Origin of the sequence: Streptomyces sp. NPDC006261, assembly GCF_040613515.1 — a bacterium.
GTDB lineage: Bacteria > Actinomycetota > Actinomycetes > Streptomycetales > Streptomycetaceae > Streptomyces.
In genome coordinates, this window is the sequence record NZ_JBEXSI010000048.1 from 46,687 (window position 1) to 52,686 (window position 6,000).

Sequence of the window (6,000 nt, forward strand, 5' to 3'; positions counted from 1 at the left end):
TTCGCCGACCGGACCGCTCCAGACGCGTCAGCGTGTTAGCGGGCATCGCAGCCACCGCCGGGCTGCTGGCCGGCACCCTCGCAGCACCCGCCGGTGCGGCTCAGGCCCTCGACGAGGCCCACGAGGTCATCGTCAACGGGGACTTCTCCGCGGGCACCGCCCCCTGGTGGTCGACGGACAACAGCCCCGTCACCGTCTCGGACGGTCGCCTCTGTGCCGACGTTCCCGCGGGCACGGGCAACGCGTGGGACGCCATCGTCGGGCAGAACGGACTCGCTCTCACCGCCGGGGAGGGATACACCCTGAGCTACACGGCGACGTCCACCGTCCCGGTCACCATCCGCACCAACGTGCAGATGGCGACCGAACCGTGGACCACGGAACTGGCCACCGCGCAGCCGATCGGGACGACCGCCGAACGCGTCACGGAGACCTTCACGGCCGGAGCCGATCACGACGCGGCGCAGCTCGTCTTCCAGATCGGGGGCAGCGCCCAGGCCCTCACCTTCTGCGTCGACGACGTATCGCTGCGCGGCGGGACCGCGCCGCCGCCGTACGAACCGGACACCGGGTCCCCGGTCCGGGTCAACCAGGTCGGTTACCTCACCCACGGCCCCAAGGCCGGCACGGTGGTCACCGACGCGACCGACCCGCTGCCCTGGACACTCGACTCGGCCGCCGGGACACGCATGGCCGGCGGCGCCACCACTCCGGCGGGCGTGGACACAGCCTCGCGGCGACACGTCCACACCTTCGACTTCAGTGCGGTGCAGACCGCGGGGGAGGGGTACACCGTCACCGTTGCGGGGGAGAAGAGCGAACCGTTCGCCATCGGCGACAACCTCTACGCGTCCCTGCGCACCGACGCGCTGGCGTACTTCTACCACAACCGGAGCGGCATCGAGATCGACGCGGACATCGTGGGCGAGCAGTACGCGCGGCCGGCCGGACATCTCGGCGTGAGCCCCAACCAGGGCGACAACGACGTGACCTGCCGGCCGGGTGAGTGCGACTACCGTCTCGACGCGGCGGGGGGCTGGTACGACGCCGGCGACCACGGCAAGTACGTGGTCAACGGCGGTATATCGGTTGGCCAGTTGATGTCCACGTTCGAACGGACCCTGTACGAGGAGACCGCCGACGCCGGGCCGCTCGGTGACGGTGAGCTCCGGCTGCCCGAGCACGGGAACGCTACTCCCGACATCCTCGACGAGGCGCGCTGGGAGCTGGAGTTCCTCATGCGGATGCAGGTGCCGGCGGGGGAGTCGCTCGCCGGTATGGCCCACCACAAGCTCCACGACAGGGCGTGGACCGGACTGCCGCTCCGGCCGGACCGTGACCCCCAGCCGCGGGAACTGCATCCGCCGACCACGGCGGCCACCCTCAACCTGGCGGCCACCGCCGCCCAGTGCGCCCGCCTCTTCCAGGTCTACGACGCGGAGTTCGCCGCGCAGTGCCGGGCGGCCGCGCGGTCCGCGTGGACAGCAGCCAAGGCCCACCCGGACATCCTCGCCGACCCGCAGGACGACACGGGCGGCGGCGCCTACAGCGACGACGACGTGCGGGACGAGTTCTACTGGGCGGCGGCGGAACTCTTCCTCACCACCGGCGAGGAGAGCTACCGCCAGGAAGTCCTCCGCTCCCCGCTGCACGGTGACACCGACGCGGTCTTCCCGCGCGGCGGCATGTCCTGGGGCTCGGTCGCCGGGCTCGGCGCCCTGAACCTCGCCAGTGTGCCGAGCAAGCTGTCCGCCGACCAGCTCGCGACGGTGCGCGGCATGGTGACCGAAGCCGCCGACGGATACGCGACCGACTCGGCCCGGGCCGCGTACGGCCTCCCGTACGCCCCCGACGACGGGCACTACGTATGGGGCTCGAACAGTCAGGTCGCCAACAACATGGTCGTCCTGGGCTCCGCGCACGACCTGACCGGCAGGACCGCCTACCGTGACGCCGTACTGCGCGGACTCGACTACCTGCTGGGCCGCAACGCGCTGAACCAGTCCTATGTCACCGGGTACGGTGAGCGGGACTCGCGCAACCAGCACCACCGGTTCTGGGCCGATCAGCTCGACCCGGCCCTGCCGAATCCCGCTCCCGGCTCCCTGGCCGGCGGTCCGAACGCGTCCATCGAGGACCCGGTCGCGCAGGCCAAGCTGAAGAACTGCGCACCGGCGATGTGCTACATCGACGACATCGAGTCCTGGGCCACGAACGAGATCACCATCAACTGGAACGCCCCCCTCGCCTGGGTCGCTTCCTACGTGGACGATCTGGGCGGCGGTGAGCCCGTGGCGGCGCGCTGCGAAGTGACGTACACCTCGCAGCGCTGGCACAACGGCTTCACCACCCACATCGCGCTGAAGAACACCGGCGACCGCCCCGTCCAGCCCTGGCGGCTCGACTGGACGTTCGCCGACCAGCAGCAGGTGACCGACACCTGGGGCGCCGACATCGGGCAGACGGGCCCACGCGTCACCGCCGAGGCCCTGAGCTGGAACGCCTCTCTCGCGCCCGGCGCCACCGTGCGGTTCGGCTTCAACGGCCGCCCCACCGGCCTCGTGCACGACCCCCAGGTCTTCAGGCTGAACGGCAAGGCCTGCGGGACGACATCACGACGATGAGTGGCCGACCCGTCCCATTGCGAACGAGGAGAATCGCTGTGAAACGTCTTCTGGCTCTACTGGCCACCTGCGCGATGACCCTGGGCTTCACCGCCCTGCCCGGCCCACAGGCGGTCGCCGCCACCGGATGCAAGGTCGACTACACGGTCACCAGCCAGTGGCAGGGTGGTTTCCAGGCCGGAGTGAAGGTCACCAACCTGGGGGAACCGGTCACCGGATGGACCCTGAAGTTCGCGATGCCCGACGTGGAGCAGAAGCTCGTCCAGGGCTGGAACGCGACCTGGTCGCAGTCCGGTTCCGCAGTCTCCGCGGCCGGAGCCGACTGGAACCGCACACTGGCCACCAATACGTCAGCCGATCTGGGGATGGTGGGTTCCTTCACCGGCACCAACCCCAAACCCACGGCGTTCACGCTCAACGGCGTCGCCTGTACCGGCTCCGTGGAGGAGCCCCCGCCCGTCGACCCGCCCGTCCCGGGCGCCGGAACACCCGTGGACATCAACGGCAAGCTCCACGTCTGCGGCGTGCACCTGTGCAACCAGTACGACCGCCCCGTACAACTGCGGGGCATGAGCACCCACGGCATCCAGTGGTTCAGCAAGTGCTACAACACCGCATCCGTGGACGCGCTCGCGGAGGACTGGAAGTCGGACCTGCTGCGCGTGGCCATGTACGTCCAGGAAGGCGGTTACGAGACCGACCCGGCGGGCTTCACCAGCCGGGTGAACGGCCTCGTCGACATGGCCGAAGCGCGCGGCATGTACGCCATGATCGATTTCCACACCCTGACGCCGGGCGATCCGAACTACAACCTCGACCGGGCCAAGACGTTCTTCGCGTCCGTCGCGGCCCGCAACGCCGACAAGAACAACGTGATCTACGAGATCGCCAATGAACCCAACGGGGTGAGCTGGACGGCCATCAAGAACTACGCAGAGCAGGTCATCCCGGTGATCCGGGCCGCGGACCCGGACGCCGTCATCATCGTCGGTACCCGCGGCTGGTCCTCACTGGGCGTCTCGGACGGCTCCAACGAGAGCGAGGTCGTCAACAACCCCGTCCGAGCGGCCAACATCATGTACGCCTTCCACTTCTACGCCGCGAGCCACAAGGACTCCTACCGCACGACGCTGAGCCGCGCAGCCACCCAGCTACCACTGTTCGTCACCGAGTTCGGCACAGTCAGCGCCACCGGCGGGGGAGCGATGGACCGCGCGAGCACGACGGCCTGGCTGGACCTGCTCGACCAGCTGAAGATCGGCTACGCCAACTGGACCTATTCCGACGCGGACGAGAGCAGCGCGTCCTTCAAGCCAGGCACCTGCAACGGCCGCGACTACAGCAGCAGCAACGTACTGACCGAGTCAGGCGCGCTGCTGATGAACCGCATCAGCACCCCCGACACGTTCCCCACCAGCTAACCCGAGACGAGACACCAGGGCGGTGCTCCGGCCGACCGGAGCACCGCCCTTGGTCGGAGGGTTCGTCTCACAGAACCTTGAGCACCAGTTTGTGATGAGGCCGTGCGCCCATACCTGCCGCCTCGCCACCTTGTCCCCGACAGGCCGCGGGCTGTCTGACGCCGCCGCTGTCGGACGCCCCCGTTGCGGTTGAACGCCGCTGCGGAGGCTTGGACCAACCCACTCCCGCCTCCACCGATCCCTTTTGGCCCGACCACCACATGCCACAGTCACCGCTGTACTGACCGGGGCCACCGCGCGCCCGCTCGAAGGCCGGTATCGCGCATTGCGTTCCGTCTCGTACAGCGCCACCGGCATCGGCCCTTCGCTGTCGGCGGCCTGCATGCTGCCGGTCCCCGGGGCGACGCCCGAATCGGTGATGACCTCCTGCTGTGCCACGGCGACCTTCTCTTGCGCCAGTGCCCGGTGCGGCCGTTCGACGCGCCACCTGCGCCTTGTTGTGCCTGATCCAGCCAATCGGTGTCTTTGCGTCATCATCCGGTGACCGGGAGGCGCGGGATGCGGGATGTGGATACACAGGGGTCGAAACGAGACCGAGGGTGATCCGGGGGCGAAAGAACGTGCCGACGATCAATGTGGGAGTGCTGCTCGCCGTCGCCGTCGCCGTCGCCGTCATCGTCCTGTCGTGGCTGCGCCGGCGCACGGAGTCCCGGAACCGGAACGAGGAGAAGCTGACCGTGATCACCGTGCTCGCTCTCGGCGTCGTCATCGCCCCGACCCCGCTGGGTGGGGGCGTCGGCGACTTCCTGGGCCAGCTCGCCTCCGGCGTCACCGACTCCTCCCGCTGAAACCGGAGCGCGCCCGATGGCCGCCCGCCGCCCGCCGCCCCGCCGCAGGCCCGCGGCACGTCGTCCCGCACGCCGCAGCGCACCTCCGCGCCGCCGTTCGCGCCGGCAGCAGCGCCGCGACACCCAGCTGCTCCTGCTCGGGTTCGGTGCCGTCGCGGGCCTCGCGCTGGTCTGGGCGGTGATCTCCTGGCTCCTGGTGAACTGGTGGGCGCTGGTCGTGCTCGGGGCCCTCGTTTCCGTCGGCGGGACGGGGTGGGTCCACCGGTACCGCCAGCAGCAGGCACGAAACCGGGTACGGCAGCAAGCGCTGCGCTACGGGCTGCCCGAGTTGGACGCCCTGCACCACCGCGACTTCTGATACGCCATCCGCGACCTGATGCTCCGCGACGGCTGCGCCGACGCCCGCCGGATCGGCGGAGCCGGCGACAACGGCGCCGACGTCCTGGCCACCGACCCTCTCGGCCGCACCTGGGTCATCCAGGCGAAACACCGCAAGGACGGCGACCGCGGCTCAGCCGTCGGCACCCCCGACCTCCAGCGCGTCAACGGCACCGCCCGCCAGCTCTACGGCGCCGACATCGTCCTCGTCGTCACCAACGGCCGCTCTACCACCCGCTGCGCGCCCCTGGCCCAGCAGCTGCACATGCACCTCGCCGACCGGCGTACCCTCGCCACCTGGGCGAGCGGCGGGCGCCCCTTGTGGGAGCTCCTCCCGAGGGTCCCACCTGCCCGTAAAGGCCGGTAGTCCGCGTGCCAGTCGACGAAGCGGTGATAGGGCGGCCGGTCTGCAGTGCCTGAGGGGCAGCGGCGACACCCGGGGTCATGCGATCATGCCCGGTTCTGCCACCCGCCGCGGGCGGCGACGGCCAGAACGGCGCATCGCATGACGGTGCACACCACGACGGTTCGGGGGGCTGCACGTCTCCCGGGATGGCGTGCTCAAACCCCCTGTCGTTCTGGCACGGCGCAGGGGACGCCGCGAGGGGTCGCTCCCAGGGTCGGGGCTCGGCGCGTGGGGAGCCCCGACCCTGGCACGGGTCTCGGTTCCCGAGAGGCGGTCCGGCTCAGGCGCGCTGCGCCCAGTCCTGGTCCAGGCGGTCGGTCAGG

The 6,000-nt window shown here is 70.2% G+C and carries 3 protein-coding genes and 1 pseudogene; all 4 read left to right on the forward strand.

Going from position 1 to position 6,000, the window contains the following annotated elements; genetic code table 11:
• The first annotated feature begins 32 nt into the window (after positions 1–32).
• The 4 genes and pseudogenes from ABZ154_RS26715 (at position 33) to ABZ154_RS26730 (ending at position 5,638) form a co-directional block, all read left to right on the forward strand.
• Positions 33–2,624, forward strand: a complete 2,592-nt coding sequence (locus tag ABZ154_RS26715; RefSeq protein WP_356836676.1) for a glycoside hydrolase family 9 protein — start codon at positions 33–35, stop codon at positions 2,622–2,624.
• A gap of 38 nt (positions 2,625–2,662) precedes the next feature.
• Positions 2,663–4,045, forward strand: a complete 1,383-nt coding sequence (locus ABZ154_RS26720) for a cellulase family glycosylhydrolase (protein WP_356836678.1) — start codon at positions 2,663–2,665, stop codon at positions 4,043–4,045.
• A 620-nt stretch (positions 4,046–4,665) separates the two neighbouring features.
• Complete coding sequence (locus ABZ154_RS26725; RefSeq protein WP_356836679.1) at positions 4,666–4,893, forward strand: hypothetical protein; 228 nt, start codon at positions 4,666–4,668, stop codon at positions 4,891–4,893.
• Positions 4,894–4,909: 16 nt separating this feature from the next.
• Positions 4,910–5,638: pseudogene (locus tag ABZ154_RS26730) on the forward strand (restriction endonuclease).
• The last annotated feature ends 362 nt before the right edge of the window (positions 5,639–6,000 follow it).